General features: G+C 62.8%; 16 protein-coding genes and 1 riboswitch. Of the genes, 5 read left to right on the plus strand and 11 right to left on the minus strand.

What is annotated here, in order from left to right; all coding sequences use genetic code 11:
* Positions 1–44: 44 nt before the first annotated feature.
* Both AC0L3C_RS33380 and AC0L3C_RS33385 read left to right on the plus strand, forming a co-directional pair.
* Complete coding sequence (locus AC0L3C_RS33380) at positions 45–1,385, plus strand: GTP pyrophosphokinase (protein ID WP_473410103.1); 1,341 nt, start codon at positions 45–47, stop codon at positions 1,383–1,385.
* 67 nt (positions 1,386–1,452) lie between these two features.
* Entirely contained in the window at positions 1,453–2,262 is an 810-nt protein-coding gene (locus tag AC0L3C_RS33385; protein ID WP_473410104.1) for a hypothetical protein, read from the plus strand.
* 133 nt (positions 2,263–2,395) lie between these two features.
* On the opposite strand, the gene thiC is transcribed toward AC0L3C_RS33385, so the two are convergent.
* The 6 genes from thiC to AC0L3C_RS33415 all read right to left on the minus strand — a co-directional run bounded on the left by thiC (position 2,396) and on the right by AC0L3C_RS33415 (position 7,980).
* Positions 2,396–4,294 carry a phosphomethylpyrimidine synthase ThiC gene (thiC, locus tag AC0L3C_RS33390; RefSeq protein WP_473410105.1) on the minus strand — a complete coding sequence of 633 codons (1,899 nt, stop codon included), beginning with the start codon at positions 4,292–4,294 and terminating at the stop codon, positions 2,396–2,398.
* A gap of 190 nt (positions 4,295–4,484) precedes the next feature.
* Positions 4,485–5,093 carry a thiamine phosphate synthase gene (locus tag AC0L3C_RS33395; RefSeq protein WP_473410106.1) on the minus strand — a complete coding sequence of 203 codons (609 nt, stop codon included), beginning with the start codon at positions 5,091–5,093 and terminating at the stop codon, positions 4,485–4,487.
* Entirely contained in the window at positions 5,080–5,862 is a 783-nt protein-coding gene (locus tag AC0L3C_RS33400) for a thiazole synthase (RefSeq protein WP_473410107.1), read from the minus strand. The genes AC0L3C_RS33395 and AC0L3C_RS33400 overlap by 14 nt, the downstream gene beginning before the upstream one ends.
* Before the next feature lie 175 nt (positions 5,863–6,037).
* Positions 6,038–6,235 carry a sulfur carrier protein ThiS gene (gene thiS, locus AC0L3C_RS33405; protein WP_473410108.1) on the minus strand — a complete coding sequence of 66 codons (198 nt, stop codon included), beginning with the start codon at positions 6,233–6,235 and terminating at the stop codon, positions 6,038–6,040.
* On the minus strand, positions 6,226–7,251 hold the full coding sequence (locus AC0L3C_RS33410) for an FAD-dependent oxidoreductase (protein WP_473410109.1): 1,026 nt from the start codon (positions 7,249–7,251) through the stop codon (positions 6,226–6,228). The genes thiS and AC0L3C_RS33410 overlap by 10 nt, the downstream gene beginning before the upstream one ends.
* Positions 7,239–7,367: riboswitch (TPP riboswitch) on the minus strand. (Overlaps the previous gene by 13 nt.)
* Positions 7,368–7,431: 64 nt before the next feature.
* Positions 7,432–7,980 (minus strand): transglycosylase SLT domain-containing protein, encoded by a 549-nt coding sequence (locus tag AC0L3C_RS33415; RefSeq protein ID WP_473262979.1) that lies wholly within the window; start codon positions 7,978–7,980, stop codon positions 7,432–7,434.
* Positions 7,981–8,222: 242 nt separating this feature from the next.
* Between AC0L3C_RS33415 and AC0L3C_RS33420 the strand changes: the two genes are divergently transcribed.
* Positions 8,223–8,453 carry a hypothetical protein gene (locus AC0L3C_RS33420; protein ID WP_473262978.1) on the plus strand — a complete coding sequence of 77 codons (231 nt, stop codon included), beginning with the start codon at positions 8,223–8,225 and terminating at the stop codon, positions 8,451–8,453.
* Positions 8,454–8,455: 2 nt separating this feature from the next.
* Here the strand turns inward: AC0L3C_RS33420 and AC0L3C_RS33425 are convergent, their stop codons facing one another.
* Complete coding sequence (locus AC0L3C_RS33425) at positions 8,456–9,775, minus strand: ATP-binding protein (RefSeq protein WP_473262977.1); 1,320 nt, start codon at positions 9,773–9,775, stop codon at positions 8,456–8,458.
* A 1-nt stretch (position 9,776) separates the two neighbouring features.
* Positions 9,777–10,562: a response regulator gene (locus AC0L3C_RS33430; RefSeq protein ID WP_473262976.1), complete on the minus strand. Its 786-nt coding sequence runs from the start codon at positions 10,560–10,562 to the stop codon at positions 9,777–9,779.
* Between the two features lie 181 nt (positions 10,563–10,743).
* On the opposite strand from AC0L3C_RS33430, the gene AC0L3C_RS33435 reads away from it, so the two are divergent.
* Positions 10,744–11,304, plus strand: a complete 561-nt coding sequence (locus AC0L3C_RS33435; protein ID WP_473262975.1) for a hypothetical protein — start codon at positions 10,744–10,746, stop codon at positions 11,302–11,304.
* A gap of 227 nt (positions 11,305–11,531) precedes the next feature.
* Positions 11,532–12,071, plus strand: a complete 540-nt coding sequence (locus AC0L3C_RS33440; protein ID WP_473262973.1) for a PRC-barrel domain-containing protein — start codon at positions 11,532–11,534, stop codon at positions 12,069–12,071.
* A gap of 200 nt (positions 12,072–12,271) precedes the next feature.
* Here the strand turns inward: AC0L3C_RS33440 and AC0L3C_RS33445 are convergent, their stop codons facing one another.
* From AC0L3C_RS33445 to AC0L3C_RS33455, 3 genes are all read right to left on the minus strand, one after another.
* Positions 12,272–13,486: an ABC transporter substrate-binding protein gene (locus AC0L3C_RS33445; RefSeq protein ID WP_473410110.1), complete on the minus strand. Its 1,215-nt coding sequence runs from the start codon at positions 13,484–13,486 to the stop codon at positions 12,272–12,274.
* A gap of 241 nt (positions 13,487–13,727) precedes the next feature.
* Positions 13,728–14,558, minus strand: a complete 831-nt coding sequence (locus tag AC0L3C_RS33450) for an ABC transporter permease (protein WP_473279269.1) — start codon at positions 14,556–14,558, stop codon at positions 13,728–13,730.
* Positions 14,555–15,817, minus strand: a complete 1,263-nt coding sequence (locus AC0L3C_RS33455) for an ABC transporter permease (protein ID WP_473262969.1) — start codon at positions 15,815–15,817, stop codon at positions 14,555–14,557. Before AC0L3C_RS33455 ends, AC0L3C_RS33450 begins: the two co-directional genes overlap by 4 nt.
* Positions 15,818–15,844: the final 27 nt, after the last annotated feature.

Consider the following 15,844-nt stretch of genomic DNA (forward strand, 5'->3'; position numbering starts at 1 on the left):
GAATTACTCTCAGTACTTGCATTTTCGCGATAGCGGGTTCGAAGATGAGTGAGGGCAGTGAAAAGTCACCGAGTGAACTGACGGTTTGGCCAGACCATCTCAAGGCGGCGCAAGAGATCACTGCGGTTGAAATTGGTGGCCGAGTCTATCCTCGAATTCCTTACGGCGATGAGCTCGGTGACTGGGGGGCCGATCGGGGATGTTGTGGCGATTGCGGGATAATAAAGGGCCAGTTTCATGTCGAAGGTTGCGATATCGAGAGATGCCCCAAGTGCGCGGGCCAGTGGATTTCGTGCGACTGCACGGAACAAGATACAGCAGACGGCAATTTCGATTTCGACTCCCATAGAGATAAGGCCGTAAGTGCCTATCTGCTCAAGCGTCCTTACTACGAGCAGCTTTGTTTGGTTGCGAAGAACATTATCAAAGAAGCCATCGATCGAAAAAATATCAAAGTGAGCTCTATAGATTGGAGAGCAAAGGGCATCGAAAGTTTCGCCGAAAAAGTGGTGAAGCCGAATGACTTGAACCCTCGAGAGCCAAAATATCGAAGCCCTTTGGAGCAAATCACCGATCTTTCTGGAATTCGAATTATAACGTTTTTCCCCGATACGCTTGTTCAGGTCGACAAGATCATCTCAGAGGAATTCCAAATTCTGGAAAGGTCGGACAAAGGCGAGAAACTCCTCGACGAAGATCGATTTGGATACAAAAGCATACACTTTCTAGTAGTTCTTGCGGCAAATCGAGCTTCACTCGCGGAGTACGCAAAATTCGAAGGAGCCGTCTTCGAGATTCAGGTTAGGACGATTTTGCAGCATGCTTGGGCAGAAATAGAGCACGACATTCAATATAAGTCGGCGTCAGTGATCCCTCACCAAATTGGCAGGCGCTTCAACGCGCTCGCTGGTATGTTGGAAGTCGCCGATCGCGAATTCCAAGCGATTCAGGATGAGGATGATACGCTTCGCCAGCTTGCGAGGCAGATGATTAAAGAAGGCGAGATTGATGAAATTGAAATCACGCCAGACGCGCTTAAGGCGTTTCTCACCAAAAAACTGGGTGGCGATCGGAGAATTACGTGGCTCTCATACGACTATTTAGCCCGAACTCTACGAAGGTGCGGATTTCGCACTCTGAGGCAGGTTGAAGATTGTACGCGGGGCTATGATGATGATGCGCTCAGTCAGCTCGTCTACGGGTTCAAGCAGGGGCAAATACATCGGTTTGAATTGGTCTTACTGGCCGGAATGGGAGAAAAGTACACGAATCGTCATTTGTGGCATGCTGAGACTTGGTTTCAAACCACAACGCAAGAAATCCTAGAAAGATTCCGCTTATACAATGTTGAGATACGCGATTTTGATCCGCTGGCCGACGGTTAAGCGCAGCGGAGCCTGACGGACGCGCGGTATTCTCGCTTCGCCCGCCGTGTATGGGAAGATTGGCCCAATGCCCGACTCTATAGATTTTAGTTGGCTTCAGCTATTCGGTGTGGCGCTTGGCGGAGGCGTGACAGTTAAGGTAATCGATATTATCTACCAGGAGTTCCGTCGACGCTACGACAAATCTCAGTCAGCCGGAAAATTTGTCGACGACCATTTGGATCCTCTGCTCAAGGCCGCAGATGAGCTGGTCGGAAAAGTTCACTCGCTTGCGACGTCCGACTTCAGTTCGTTGCGACGAGGTGCTTGTTCTCTGAACCCCTTGACCGATAATGACTTCGGAAGCTTGCTCTATCTGTTCAGCCGTTTTTGGGCTCGGATCGAAATTCTTCGGCAGGAAGGGCTGTCCGTTTCAATCTCGGAAGACGTCCGCGGTGCGAAGCTTCAGAGCTTCTTCGCTTGCCTCGAGTCAAGGAAGATTCGGATCGTTGATCGAATTTCCCAGCGCGCAATCGCTGAACTCTTGATAAAGCCGTCTCCCGAATACCTCCGAAATATTGGATATATCGAATTCGTAAAATTGGTAGAAGGCGACGAGAGCGCTCGAAGGTGGATTGTGCCGTTGGCCGCAGTTTTCGACAAGACCGCAAAGACGGCTACCCGGCAGCAACTCTTGCAGTATGGAGTGGTCGTTCATGCAATGATTGATACGCTCGATCCCAAGCATACCGTCACTAACCGACGACCTTCCTACCCAGTTAAGCTGTCCACTAAGACGCGAAATGACCTAAAATATAGGGTCTTTCGAGTTTACCTGAGCTTTGTGAGCGACAAAGGTAAGTATCTCTTTTGGAATCCCGATTCCAAAAAAGGTTAAGGCGGTCACTCGCTGACTCGGCATCTTTCAATGCCTAAACGCCAGGTTGGACCGCCTTGATTTCCTCGACGCACTTAAGCGTTCACCCAAAGATCCTAACTGTTTTGTAACAGTAGGGCAAGACGAATCCCCCTCACAACACCCGATTACTCTCCTTCACCTTCTCCGCATCCAGATAAACGCTTGAGCCCATCTCCTTGAACTTCGCGCTCATCTTGGCCATGCCGTCCTCGGCGGTTCCGCTCATCGACATGCCCACGCCGTTCGGGTCGTTCAACGTCGCCGCGTAGTCGCGGACGTCCTGCGTGATCTTCATCGAGCAGAATTTCGGGCCGCACATCGAGCAGAAATGCGCGACCTTGTGGGCTTCCTTCGGCAGGGTCTCGTCGTGGAAGTTTTTCGCCGTGTCGGGGTCGAGGCCGAGGTTGAACTGGTCGCTCCAGCGGAAGTCGAACCTCGCACGGGACAGCGCGTCGTCGCGCAGCTGGGCGGCCGGGTGACCCTTGGCGAGATCGGAGGCGTGGGCGGCGATCTTGTAGGTGATGACGCCGACCTTGACGTCGTTGCGATCGGGTAGCCCAAGATGCTCCTTCGGCGTGACGTAGCAGAGCATGGCGCAGCCGAACCAGCCGATCATGGCCGCGCCGATGCCTGAGGTGATGTGGTCGTAGCCCGGCGCGATGTCGGTGGTCAGGGGCCCGAGGGTGTAGAACGGCGCTTCGCCGCACTCCCTGAGTTGCTTGTCCATGTTGATCTTGATCTTGTGCATCGGCACGTGGCCGGGGCCTTCGATCATGACCTGGCAGCCCTTGTCCCACGCGATCTTGGTGAGCTCTCCGAGCGTCTCCAGCTCGGCGAACTGCGCGCGATCGTTGGCGTCGGCGATCGAGCCCGGACGCAGGCCGTCGCCGAGCGAGAACGAGACGTCATACTTGCGCATGAGGTCGCAGATCTCGTCGAAATGGGTGTAGAGGAAGCTTTCCTTGTGATGCGCCAGGCACCACTTCGCCATGATCGAGCCGCCGCGGCTGACGATGCCGGTGACGCGGTTGGCGGTGAGGTGGATGTATTGCAGGCGCACGCCGGCGTGGATGGTGAAATAATCGACGCCCTGCTCGCACTGCTCGATCAGCGTGTCCTTGTAGAGCTCCCAGGTCAGCTTGACCGGGTCGCCGTCGCACTTCTCCAGCGCCTGATAAATCGGAACGGTGCCGATCGGCACCGGCGCGTTGCGCAAAATCCATTCGCGGGTGGTGTGGATGTTGCGGCCCGTCGACAGGTCCATCACGGTATCGGCGCCCCAGCGGATCGCCCACACCATCTTCTCGACCTCTTCCTCGACCGAGGACGTCACCGCCGAGTTGCCGATATTGGCGTTGATCTTGGTCAGGAAGTTGCGGCCGATGATCATCGGCTCGAGTTCGCTGTGATTGATGTTGCAGGGGATGATGGCGCGGCCGCGCGCGATCTCGGAGCGGACGAACTCCGGGGTGATGAAGGCGGGGACTTCCGCGCCGAAGCTTTCGCCGTCGGCAAGGGCTGCTTCCGCGCGCTCGAGCTGCTCTTTGCGGCCGAGATTTTCGCGCGCCGCGACGTAGATCATCTCCTTGGTGATGATGCCGGCGCGGGCGAATTCGAGCTGGGTGATCTTGTGGCCGTCGAGGCCGCGCAGCGGCTGGTGATAGGCCGAGAAGGCGCGCGCGGCCTTGTCGGTGGAGACGCTGCCATTGTCCTCCGGCTTGATCTGGCGGCCCTGATATTCCTCGACGCCGCCGCGCTCCAGCACCCAGGCCTTGCGGCCGCGCGCCAGACCGGCGTTGACGTCGATGGTCACGCTCGGGTCGGTGTAGGGGCCGGAGGTGTCGTACACCGGCAGGTTCGGCTCGCCGGCGCCTTCGGACAGGATGATCTCGCGCAACGGCACGCGCAGATCAGGCGCGGCGTCGGGCGAGGCAAAGATCTTTCGCGACGAGGGCAGCGGGCCGGTGGTGACGGCGGGGACGGTCTTGTCGGGGTTGGAGCGGATGTTCATGGGATCCTCCGTTGAATATGGTTTTGCGTCGTCGCGTGCTGTTCGTCATCCTGAGGTGCGAGCACTTGCGAGCCTCGAAGGATGGAGCCGGGCCGTCGCCCTGCGAGGGCCGCTGAAGAAGCGGCGACCTCCAGCGACAACGGCTTCGCCGTTGCGCGGGGGTGACGGATTAAAGAGAGGGCGAGGCGCATCACGCCGCCTCCGCGGATAGGCCGAGCCATTGCCGCACCCGCGCATCCGGGTCGGCGTTCTGGGTGACGTCGCTGACGACGGCGATGGAATCCGCGCCTGCCGCAAAAATCTCCGCCGCGTGCTCGAACTTGATGCCGCCGATCGCGACCAGCGGGATGGGGCCGATGCGCTTCTTCCATTCCGTGATCTTCGGAATGCCCTGCGGCTCGAAGCGCATCGATTTGAGCGTGGTGAAGAAGATCGGACCCAGCGCGACGTAATCGGGCTCGGCGGCGAGCGCGATGTCCAGCTCCGCATCGTCATGGGTGGAGACGCCGAGTGACAAGCCGGCCTCGCGGATGGCCGCGAGGTCCGCGTCGGCCAAGTCCTCCTGGCCAAGATGCAGGTATTTCGCGCCGGCGACGATCGCCGCGCGCCAATAGTCGTTGACGACCAGCTTGGCCGGCGTGCCCGCGGTGATCGCCAGCGCATCGGTGACCATCTGCAGCGATTGCGAATCGTCGAGATCTTTTGCGCGCAGCTGAATGGTGCCGACGCCGAGCCTGGTCAGGCGCTCGACCCAACTGAGGCTGTCGACGACGGGATAAAAGCGATCAGGATACGGCATGCCAAAAAGGTGTCCCAACGACAGGGGTGGAAGGGGAGGCGAAGTCGCGGGCGTTCATCAGCCCGGCTTCGTAAGCGGTGCGGCCGGCCTCGATCCCGAGGCGGAAGGCGTTGGCCATGGCGACGGGATCGGCGGCTTTTGCGATGGCCGTGTTGAGCAGCACGGCGTCGTAGCCGAGCTCGAGCGCCTGCGTCGCGTGCGACGGCGCACCGATGCCGGCGTCGACCACCAGCGTGATATCGGGCAGCCGCTCGCGCATCAGCTTGAGCGCGTCGCGGTTGGTGATGCCTTTTGCGCTGCCGATGGGCGCCGCCCACGGCATCACCACCTTGCAGCCGGCATCGACCAGGCGGTTGGCGACCGAGAGATCCTCGGTGCAATAGGGGAACACTTCAAAGCCGTCCTTGATCAGGAGGCTTGCTGCTTCCACGAGACCCACCACATCGGGCTGCAGCGTGTCGTTGTCGGCGATGACTTCGAGCTTGATCCAGCTCGTGCCGAACAATTCGCGTGCGAGCTTGGCCGTCGTCACCGCCTCGCGCACGCTGCGGCAGCCGGCGGTGTTCGGCAGCACGGTGACGTCGAGCTCGCGGATCAGATTCCAGAACGCGTCCCCGGTCTTGCCGCCGGCGGATTCTCGTCGCAGCGACACCGTGACGATGTTCGAGCCCGAGGCGCGGATCGCCGCCTGCATGATCGCAGGCGAGGGATAGAGCGCGCTGCCGATCAGCAGGCGGGAGGGGAAGGATTTGCCGTAGAAGGTCACCATGGGCGAGGTGTCTCCTCAAATGACGCTGTCATCCCCGCGAAGGCGGGGATCCAGTATTCCAGAGGCCGTGCGATGATACGGAGGCGCCGCGGCGTACTGGATCGCCCGGTCGAGCCGGGCGATGACAGCGGAGTGTGTGGCGCGCGCCAAGGCGATAAATGGAGAGCCATCCCCATCACCCTCCCTGCCGCGGTGTGATGATCTCGATTTCGTCGCCGGCCTTCAGCGCGGTTTCGGCCCAGCGGCTTTTCGGCACGACGTCGTAGTTGAGCGCGATGGCGAAATGGGTGCCCTCGTAATCGAGCTCGGCGAGCAGCGCGTCCACGCTGGCCGAGCTTACCTCGCGCTGCTCGCCGTTCACGATCACGCGCATTGCATCACCTCATTGTCGATCTGGCCGCGCTCGACAAAGCCGAGCGTCAGCTCGGCCAGGGCCGGCGCGATCAGGAAGCCGTGGCGGTAGAGGCCGTTCACGCTGATCGTGTTGCCGCGGATGCCGATGCGCGGCAGATTATCGGGAAAAGCAGGGCGCAGGCCGGAGCCGAATTCGACGATGCGGGCCTCGCCGAAGGCGGGATGGACGGCATAGGCCGCGCCCAACAGCTCCAGCGCCGAGCGCACGCTGACGCCGGTGTCCTCGGCCTCGATCGAGGTCGCGCCCAGCATGAACAGATTGTCCTCGCGCGGGATCACATAGAGCGGCCAGCGCGGATGGATCAGCCGCACCGGGCGCGCGAGCTGCACCTCGGCGGTCTCGATCAGGATCATCTCGCCTTTGACGCCGCGAAGCTCCGGCTGCTCGTCGCGCGCAGCAAGGCCGCGGCAGTCGATCACGATGCCTTTGGGATTACGTTTTGCGAGTTCGGCCGCGGCGACGTCGCTGTCGAATTTGATGGTGCCGCCCGCGGCGCGGATGCGCTCGTGCAGTTTCGGCAGCACGCGGCGCGGCTCGACATGGCCCTCGGTCGGGAAGAACAGCGCATCGCGGAAGCGGCCTTCGAGCGACGGCTCGAGCTCGGCAAGGCAGGCGGCATCGAGCCGGCGATGGCCTTCGGTCATCCGGGCAAAGCGCTCGAAATCGTTGCGCTCGCGCGGATGGGCGACGACCAGCGAGCCGTTGAAGGGCGTGTCGGGCAGCTCGCGCCGCCAGATGTCGAGCGAGCGCAGGCCGAGCCTGGAGATGATCGGTTCGGAAACTTCCGCCTCGCAATAGGGCGCGAGCATGCCGCCGGCCCAATGGCTGGTGGCATCGGTCATGTCGGCGTCACCGCGCTCGTGCAGGGTGACGGCGTGGCCGGCCTGCGCGAACAGCAAGGCCTGCCAGGCGCCAGCAATGCCTGCGCCGATGATGGATACCGGGGAATCCGATCGCTTGGTCGTCTGCAACATCCCTGTCCCTTCGCCGGCATGACCCGGATCAGGTTCAAAGGGTCACCGCGGTCCTGGGCGGATTTGCCCATTTAGCGGTATCTCAGCTCCTCCTCGGAGCACCCCTCGGAACGGCTCTAATGTATGCCAGCAGGGCTGGGTGGTCAACGCGCTTGGCGGGAACCGCGCTTACCTGGGCGTTTACTTGGGCGCCTGTGCCCGGGCGTTGCGGACGCGCTGGGCGAGCTTGCGGTGCGGGGCGGTGCCGAACATCGGCTGCGGATTGCCGTTCGGCTCGAGCCAGGGGGCGCCCACATTGGCCTCGCCCATATTGGCGACCTGCACGGCCTCCTGCCGCTGCCGCTTTGCGGCGTAGTAATAGCCGCCGGCGAAATAACGAACGGCCCGGGTGTGATCGCCATTGGCGGCGCGATAGGCGCCGGCGAGATATTTCACGGCATAGGTGAGGTTGGTGTTGGGATCGCGCAGGCCGGCGGCGTCGCCGGTGTAGCCGACCCCGCGGGCGGTCGCGAGCTTGATCTGCATCAGCCCGATGGTGCCGCCATGGCCGACCAGGCCGGGCTGATAGCGGCTTTCGCGCATGATGACGCGATGCACCAGCGCCTCCGGCACACCGTTGGCGCGGGCATGGGCGGCGACCATGTCGGCGTACTCCGCTTGGCCTGCGAATGCGGCCTGCGGCAACGTCAGTCCGGCCGCGAGCAGCGCGGCGACATGTAAAATTTTCATCAGATATCCCGGAGGTCCCTGAGACCGAGTGAAGGCCAGCGCCCGGCTGCCGTTTAGGCCTCCCGAACGCGGCAATGATGTGACCAAACGCCGCCGTTAATTTTTTCGCGGCGGAGCCGCAGTGACGACTCAATGCTGGCGCCAGAGTTCCTTCAGGCGGACAACTCGCGACAGCAGGCCTGTCTATTCGCACCGGCGCACGAAAGCGAGTATGTCACGGCCAGCGAATCGGGAGAGGTGCCATGACAAAATCAACCATGGTCAAAGCCCACAGCGGCGACATGTCAGAACACGATTTGCCCAGAAACAACCCCTGTGCCCAATGCGGCACGCTGATCCCTACGCCCGACTGGATCGAGCCGGGCGAAGGGCGCGTCTCCTATCTCTGGACGTGCCACGCCTGCAATTATCGCTTCGAGGCGGTGGCGATCTTCGACGATATGCCCATCGCGCATCCGCCCCTCGCGGCCTGAAGTTAAGCCGCAAGCCGCGGCTGCTGCCAGATCGGCAATTGCATCCGCACGATCAGCCCATGCGGCTCCCGGTCGTGCAGCGACAGCTCGCCGCCATGGGCGAGGGCGATCGCGCGCGCGATCGACAGACCGAGGCCGAAGCCGGTGGACTCGTCCATGGTGCGCGCATCGTCGCCGCGGACGAACGGCTCCAGCATCTCCTGCTTACGGGCATCCGAAATGCCGGGACCATCGTCCTCGACGTCGATGACGAGCCTGGTGCCTGAGATGTCGAGCCGGATCGTCACCTCGGCACCGAAGCGCACCGCGTTCTCGACGAGGTTGGTGACGCCGCGATGCAGATCGTCGGGCCGCGCCGCGGCGGTCGCAGATAGCGGGCCATCATAGCGCACGACGTGGCCCATGTCGCCGAACTGGTCGGCGATGAGCTGCAGCGTGCTCGCGATGTCGACCAGCGTCACCGCCTCGATCTGGCGGTCGTTGCGCAACAGCGACAAAACGGATTCCAGCATCGCGCGCATCTGGTCGAGATCGATCAGCATGCGCTTGCGGTTGCCTTCGTCCTCGACGAACTCGGCGCGCAGGCGCAGCCGCGTGATCGGCGTGCGCAGATCGTGGCTGATCGCGGCAAGCATCCGCGTGCGGTCCGACATCAGCCGCGCGATCCGCTCGTGCATGCGGTTGAGCGCGCGCGCTACCGAGCGGATCTCTTCCGGGCCGCGCTCGGGAAGTGGATCGGCCGTCCCGTCCAGGCTGAAATTCTCGGCCGCCTTTGCAAACGAAGACAGCGGCGCGGCGAGCGCGTGCGCAGCCCATACGCCGAGCAACGTCACGCTGATCACGGCAGATAGCAGCGTCGATATCCAGGGATTGCCCCAGAACCAGCCCGGCCGCCCCCGTTCAACATGGCCCGCGACTGTCGTGCCGTCGGGCAGCTGAATGCCGATCCGCGACGAACCGCCGTTCGGCGGCAGCGTGACGACCTTGTAGCCCTCACCGAGATGGCGGCGCATCCCGTGCATATGGGGGCCGTCGGCGATGGCCGTCACGGAGCCGGGCGCGATCGCTTCGAGCCGCAGATCCGGAAAGGCGCGCGCGATGTCGGCGAGCAGGCGCGGCCGCTCGCTCGCGTCGGCCGCGGACAGCAGCAGCGCGGCATTGGCGAGCTCATGCTCGCTGTCGGGCGGCGCCGCCGCGCGATCCGGCCGCGTGATCAGAAAACCCGCCGTGATGACCAGATGAAGCGCGACGATCGACACCACGACGAGCGCAGCGATCTGGCCGCTGATGCTCCTGAGATGGAAAAATCCCAAAAGCCGCATGTCAGATGCTCAAGACTGCCGCGACCGCTTCCGCGCTTGTCGTTTCCGTGTTTGCCGCTTCCGTTCTCACCACTTCGGTTCTCGGCGTGAACAGATAGCCGCCGGAGCGCACCGTCTTGATCATGGTCGGATCGCCCGGATTGGGCTCGATCTTGCGGCGGATGCGGCTGACCAGCACGTCGATCGAACGCTCGAACGAGCCGGTGCTGCGCCCTTGGGTGAGGTCGAGCAGGCTGTCGCGCGACAGCACGCGGCCGGGACGCTCGCAGAACGTCCGCAGCAAATCGAACTCGGCGCTGGTCACCGCGACGCGCGCGCCCTCGGGATTGCGCAGCTCGCGCAGGCGCAGATCGATGCGCCAGCCCTCGAAGGCGAGCGTGCTCGCGCCTTCGATCGAGCTTGCCGCCTGCGCGGCCGCCTGGCGGCGCAGCACCGCGTTGATGCGGGCGAGCAGCTCGCGCGGGTTGAACGGTTTCGGCAGATAGTCGTCCGCGCCCATCTCCAGACCGACGATGCGGTCGACGTCCTCGCCGCGTGCGGTCAGCATGATGATCGGCGTCTGTCCTTCCGCGCGCAGCTTGCGGCACAGGCTGAGGCCGTCCTCGCCCGGCAGCATGACGTCGAGGATGATGAGGTCGACGCGATGATCGGCCATCGCGCGCGACATCTCGCGGCCGTCGCTCACGGCGGTGACGTTGCAGGCGTTGTTGCGCAGGTATTTCGCAATCAACGTCCGGGTTTCACGGTCGTCTTCGACGACAAGGATGTTGGGATTGGGAAGGGCCATGCGCTTTGTTTGTCCAAGATTCGGGCCAAATGGCGAGGAGATTTGTTTCAGATTGTTTCCATGGCCCATGCCGCAACAGCAGGACATCACCGGGCAGGGAAGCGGCAAGGTCTCGTTAAGCGCGCTAACCATACCGTGGCGTGGTCGGCTACGAAACCCCCGCAGAACTCACGGAGCCATCATGACCTCGATTTCGGCGGCCTCCGCCGGTCACCACCAGTCGCCGTTGCAGCGGCTGCAGCAGGAATTGCAATCGGACGTGTCCGCCGGCACGGTCTCGTCGTCGGACCAGTCGGCGCTTTCGACGGCGCTGACCGACATCGACACGGCGCTTCAGCGGGGCCGGTCGAGCGATCAGTCGAGCGGCGCGCGTCCTTCCAAGGACGACATCAAGTCGAAGATCGACGATCTCATCACCAACGAGGTGTCGAACGGGACGCTGACGTCAGACCAGGCCGACGAGCTGAAGAACGTATTCCAGTCCGCCTTCGCCAATGGCGCCGGCGGCCCCGGTGGTGCGGGCGGTCCCCCGCCAGGCCCGCCGCCGGACGACAGCTCATCGGATTCGTCGTCGACGGACGCGACCAGCAGCACGTCGACCGTCTCCACCACGGCCGAAATACTCAAGCAGTTTCTCCAGGCACTGCAGCAGTCGCAATCGTCATCGTCGTCTTACGGCGCCAACGGCAGCTCATCCGGCGGCTCGGACTTCGCCGCGCTTCTGATCGATTACAAGAGCTGACCTGCGCGACGGAGATCAGCGCGTTCCTCGCTGCGGTCGTGCTTCACCCAGGACGCACGATCGTCGGCGAGGAACAGTGCGCTGCAAAATGTTCCTGAGTGACTTAGGAACAATCGCACACGGCTCCGATGCTCGCGCAGCACGCGACGAAATTGCAGCACGCGCGGAACTGGGACTGATCCGAGCTGTTTTCTCCGCACGAGTTTTCTGCTGAAGGAGAGGACAATATGTTGATGAAATCGATCGCGGCCGGTCTCGCCGGTACCGCACTGCTCGCAACCGTTGCGTTCGCGCAAAATCCGACCGCCACCACCGACAAGGCGCCGGCTGCCGCCGCCTCGACGACCACCACGACCGCATCGGGACAGTGGCGTACGTCCAAGATGGACGGCATCAAGGTCTATAACGACGCCAACGAGAACATCGGCTCGATCAACGATCTGTTGATGGACAAGAGCGGCAACATCAAGATCGCCGTGATCGGCGTCGGCGGCTTCCTCGGCCTGGGCGAGCATCTGGTCGCGGTGCCCTATGAGAAGCTGAAGTTCGTCAACGAGGCGGTGGCCTACACCGGTACTGCCGGAAACAACCCGAACAGCGCAGCCAACCGGCCGGCGGCGACCACCACGACGGGTGCCGCGACCGGCACCGACAACAAGCCTGCGACGACGGCCACGTCCTCGTCGAAATGGTATCCGGACCACGCCGTGTTCAATGCCAGCAAGGACGAGCTGAAGAACATGCCGGAGTTCAAGTACTCGGAGTAACGCGGCTCTGAACTGCTAAACGAAGCGCGCCCGCTTTTGCCGGGCGCGCTGTCGTGTCTTTTTTCGCCTCCGTCATTGCGAGGAGCTCTTGCGACGAAGCAATCCAGGCTGCCACCGCGGATGCACTTCTGGATTGCTTCGCTTCCGGCTTCGCTCTTCGAGCACGCCGGACAAGTCGCTCGCAACGATCGAGAGTATCCCTAGTTCCCCTTCACCAGCGGGCAGCCGCCCTTGTCGAGCGGGCGGAAGGCCTCGTCGCCGGGCACGGTGGCGATCAGCTTGTAGAGGTCCCACTCGCCCTTGGATTCCTCGGGCTTCTTGACCTCGAACAGATACATGTCGTGGACCATGCGGCCGTCGATGCGGATCTTGCCGTTCTTGGCGAAGAAGTCGTTGACCGGCGTCTTGCGCATCTGCTCCATCACTTTCGGTGCCTCGTCGGTCTTGATGGCGTCGATCGCCTTCAGATAGTGCATGGTCGCCGAATAGAGCCCCGCCTGGATCATGGTCGGCATGTGGCCGACCTTCTCGTTGAAGCGCTTGGAGAAGGCGCGCGTCTCCTCGTTGGTGTCCCAGTAGAACGCATCGGTGATGATCAGGCCTTGCGTCGACTTGATGCCGAGCGAATGAACGTCGGTGATCTCCATGAGCAAGGCGATCATCTTCTGGCCGCCCTGCGTCAGGCCGAACTCGGCCGCCTGTTTCAGCGCATTGGTAGTGTCGCCGCCGGCATTGGCCAGCGCGACCACCTTGGCTTTGGAGGCCTGGGCCTGGAGCAGGAAGGAGGAGAAGTCCGACGAGTTGAGCGGATGCCGGACCTCGCCGAGCACCTTGCCGCCGCTCTCCTTGACCACGTTGGCGGCGTCGCGCTGCAGCGCCATGCCGAAGGCGTAGTCGGCGGTGACGAAGAACCAGGTGTCCTCGCCGCGCTTGACCATCGCCTTGCCGGCGACGTTCGACAGCGCATAGGTGTCGTAGGTCCAGTGCACCGTGTTGGGCGAGCAGGCGACGCCCGTGATATCGGATGAGCCGCCGCCGGAATTGATGTGGATCTTGTTCTTCTCGCGCGTCAGCGCCGAGATCGGCAGCGCCACCGACGAGGTCGGCACGTCGAAGATCGCGTCGACCTTGTCGTTGTCGTACCAGTTGCGGGCGATGTTGACGCCGACGTCGGGCTTGTTCTGGTGATCGGCGGAGACCACCTGCACGGGCTTTCCCGCGACCTTGGCGCCGTAATCGGCGACCGCCATCTCGACGGCGGCGAGCGAGCCCTTGCCGGTCGCATCCGCATAGAGGCTCGACATGTCCGTGAGCACGCCGATCCTGACGACATCGTCGGAAATCTGCGCCTGCGCGGCGCCTGACGTGGCGGCGAGAGCGAGGCCGGCCGCGATCGCGGCGATGAGTTTTTGCATTTGTTTTTCTCCCTCAGCATTGTTGTTTGGGGTTTTGTTGCGGGGACCGTTCTAACGACAATCGGTCGCGGGAGCAAAGCCCGGAATGCGCGAGGAGGGTTGAGAAATAAGCAGGGGTGTTTCCATCATTCCGGGGCGCGCCCCTTTGGGCGCGAACCCGGAATCCATTCAGCCACCCTCGCTGCGGCACGATAGATTCCGGGCTCGCGCTTCGCGCGCCCCGGAATGACGATAAGACCGTTCACGCGCTGCCGCCCTTGAGCCGTTCATTGCGCCGGCGCAGGCCTTCCAGTGTGGCGAGCAGGATGACCGAGACCGTCGTCAGGATCACCGCCGCTGCCGTGATGGTCGGGCTGATGTTCTCGCGGATGCCGCTGAACATCTCGCGCGGCAGGGTGCGCTGCTCCGGACCTGCCATGAACAGCACGATCACCACCTCATCGAAGCTCGTCGCGAAGGCGAACAGGGCCCCCGACGCCACGCCGGGCAGGATCAGCGGCAGGATCACGCGGCGGAACGCCTCAAGCGGCGAAGCACCGAGCGAGGCGGCGGCGCGGGCCAGATTGGTGTCGAAGCTCTGCAGCGTTGCACCGACCGTGATCACCACGAAGGGCGTCGCCAGCGCGGTGTGGGCCAGAATCAAGCCGAGATAACTGCCGGTCAGCCCGATCGGCGCGAAGAAGAAATACAGACCGACTGCGGTGATGACCCCGGGCACGACAACCGGCGACAGCACGAAGGCCAGCACGAGCGGCTTGAACCGGCTCTTCCACTGCGCCAGCCCCAGCGCCGCCAGCGTGCCAAGCATCATCGACAGCAGGGTCGATGCCACACCGATGATCATGCTGTTCTTCAGCGAATTCATCCAGCGCGGCGAATTGACGAAGTCGTCGTACCAGCGGAGCGAGAGGCCCGGCAGCGGATAGGTGAGGTACGAGCCCGAGCTGAAGGACAGCGGCATGATCGCGAGGATCGGCGCGATCAGGAAGATGAACACCAGCGTGGAGATCACGATGGTCGCGGTCCACGCGATGCGCTGGCTCGGCGTGCGGATGGAGGAATTGTCGCTCAATTCTTCATCCCTCCCGTCACCTGCTGTCCCTGCACCAGCTTTCCGTAAACGAGCGCGAGCAGAACAGTGGCGAGCAGCAGCACCGCACCCAGTGCCGACGCAAGGCCCCAATTGGCGGTCTCGGTCGTGTAGAGCGCGATGAAGTAGCTGATCATCTGGTCGGCGGCGCCGCCGACGAGTGCTGGCGTGATGTAATAGCCGAGCGCCAGGATGAAGACGAGCAGGCTTCCCGCGCCGATGCCGGGCAGCGTCTGAGGCAGGTAGATCCGCAGGAAGGCGGTGAGGGGTGGCGCACCGAGCGAGGCGGCGGCACGCATGTAAGCCGGTGAGATCGCCTTCATGCTGCTGTACAGCGGCAGGATCATGAACGGCAGGAGAACGTGGGTCATGGCCACGCAGACACCGAAGCGATTGTAGATCAGGCGCAACGGCGCATCGATGATGCCAAGCCAGAGCAGGCTGTCGTTCACGACGCCTTTGCTCTGCAACAGAACGATCCAGGCGCAGGTGCGGACCAGCAGCGATGTCCAGAACGGCAGCAGGACGAAGATCATCAGCAGGTTCGACCGGCCGGGCGGCAGCGCGGCCAGCAAGTAAGCGACCGGGAAGCCGAGGATCAGGCAGAGTACCGTGACGCTGAAGCTGATGATGAAGGTGCGGGCGAAAACGTCGCGGTAGATGGCCTGATCCGGCGGGGCTGCGATAATCGCGCCGTCTGCGTTCCGCGTCAGATCGAGCGCCGACAAAAGATAGAAGCCGGTTATGGGACCGCTGGCGTCCTTGATCGTGGTCCAGGTGGCGCGCTCGCGCCAGGCCGGGTTGATCTTGCCCAGCGTCTCCTTCGCCGTGCCGGGCTCGGGCACGGTCTTCAGATTGCGTGCGGTGCTGGTCAGGATCGTGCGAAAGCCGTTCTGGGCGTAGTTGAGCCGCTTGGCCGCGATCGCGATCGTTCCGGAAGCGCGCGCGGCCAGGATGTCGCCCGCCAGCGCCGCGTAGGCCTTTTCGTCCGGCAGATTCCTGCCGTCCCAACTGGCGAGAGCCGCGATGGTCTGAGGCAGAACCAGACGCACCTCCCGGTCATCGACGGCGCGCCACAGCATGCCGGCGATGGGCCCAGCGAAGGTGAAGAGCAGGAAGACGAGAAGCGGCAGAACCAGCGCCAATGCTTTGACCTGGCGTGCTCGCTCCGCCCGCCGCAATCGGCGCTTGAGCGGCACCTCGGTCGACGCATCGGCGCCGATCAAGAGCGCATCCGTCATTGGTGTTACCTTCGGTCGAGCCCTGCG

The sequence above is a fragment of the Bradyrhizobium sp. WSM4872 genome (assembly GCF_055811715.1).

Bases quoted from the DNA above. Each gene is read 5' to 3' on its own strand.
- AC0L3C_RS33380 (WP_473410103.1), top strand. From the start codon at position 45: ATGAGTGAGGGCAGTGAAAAGTCACCGAGTGAACTGACGGTTTGGCCA.
- AC0L3C_RS33385 (WP_473410104.1), top strand. From the start codon at position 1,453: ATGCCCGACTCTATAGATTTTAGTTGGCTTCAGCTATTCGGTGTGGCG.
- thiC (WP_473410105.1), bottom strand. From the start codon at position 4,294: ATGAACATCCGCTCCAACCCCGACAAGACCGTCCCCGCCGTCACCACC.
- AC0L3C_RS33395 (WP_473410106.1), bottom strand. From the start codon at position 5,093: ATGCCGTATCCTGATCGCTTTTATCCCGTCGTCGACAGCCTCAGTTGG.
- AC0L3C_RS33400 (WP_473410107.1), bottom strand. From the start codon at position 5,862: ATGGTGACCTTCTACGGCAAATCCTTCCCCTCCCGCCTGCTGATCGGC.
- thiS (WP_473410108.1), bottom strand. From the start codon at position 6,235: ATGCGCGTGATCGTGAACGGCGAGCAGCGCGAGGTAAGCTCGGCCAGC.
- AC0L3C_RS33410 (WP_473410109.1), bottom strand. From the start codon at position 7,251: ATGTTGCAGACGACCAAGCGATCGGATTCCCCGGTATCCATCATCGGC.
- AC0L3C_RS33415 (WP_473262979.1), bottom strand. From the start codon at position 7,980: ATGAAAATTTTACATGTCGCCGCGCTGCTCGCGGCCGGACTGACGTTG.
- AC0L3C_RS33420 (WP_473262978.1), top strand. From the start codon at position 8,223: ATGACAAAATCAACCATGGTCAAAGCCCACAGCGGCGACATGTCAGAA.
- AC0L3C_RS33425 (WP_473262977.1), bottom strand. From the start codon at position 9,775: ATGCGGCTTTTGGGATTTTTCCATCTCAGGAGCATCAGCGGCCAGATC.
- AC0L3C_RS33430 (WP_473262976.1), bottom strand. From the start codon at position 10,562: ATGGCCCTTCCCAATCCCAACATCCTTGTCGTCGAAGACGACCGTGAA.
- AC0L3C_RS33435 (WP_473262975.1), top strand. From the start codon at position 10,744: ATGACCTCGATTTCGGCGGCCTCCGCCGGTCACCACCAGTCGCCGTTG.
- AC0L3C_RS33440 (WP_473262973.1), top strand. From the start codon at position 11,532: ATGTTGATGAAATCGATCGCGGCCGGTCTCGCCGGTACCGCACTGCTC.
- AC0L3C_RS33445 (WP_473410110.1), bottom strand. From the start codon at position 13,486: ATGCAAAAACTCATCGCCGCGATCGCGGCCGGCCTCGCTCTCGCCGCC.
- AC0L3C_RS33455 (WP_473262969.1), bottom strand. From the start codon at position 15,817: ATGACGGATGCGCTCTTGATCGGCGCCGATGCGTCGACCGAGGTGCCG.